General features: G+C 37.3%; 1 protein-coding gene. It reads right to left on the bottom strand.

Features of this window, described 5'->3' with window-relative positions; genetic code table 11:
- A partial coding sequence (locus tag P20311_RS13070; RefSeq protein WP_036985179.1) for an ISAs1 family transposase occupies positions 1–321 on the bottom strand: 321 nt, incomplete at its 3' end.
- Positions 322–397: the final 76 nt, after the last annotated feature.

Below are 397 nucleotides of genomic sequence, written 5' to 3'. Positions count from 1 at the left end.
GATAGCGATGATATCTGCACCTGTAGTTTCAATCAGTGATGATATCCAAGATTGAAATGCCCTTTCTATTTCATTTGCTTTTAACCGACACATGACGCGAGCAATCGTGTCATGTTTTGGAATTCCTGCGTTGAACGTGCCGTATTTTTTTAACCAATCAAGCTTTAGGTGCCCAAAGTCTTCAATATCTTCCCATCCTTCTGCACCAGAGAGTACAGCGCTAATAGCAAGGAGAAGAATATCGATAAGTTCATGCTTTTTACAACGTTCAATGCGAGGATCTGTAATTGAATTAAAATGTTTCAGAAAAGTAGTGCTCATATTTATGCGACCAAGTAATTATTATGCCTTGATCTGATCACTACTTGCTCTATAAGTTCAATTTATAATGATCTTG

Source organism: Pseudoalteromonas sp. BSi20311 (assembly GCF_000239875.1).
GTDB lineage: Bacteria > Pseudomonadota > Gammaproteobacteria > Enterobacterales > Alteromonadaceae > Pseudoalteromonas.
The sequence above is the reverse complement of the archived record's forward strand: the minus strand, read 5'-3'. Positions and strand labels throughout refer to the sequence as shown.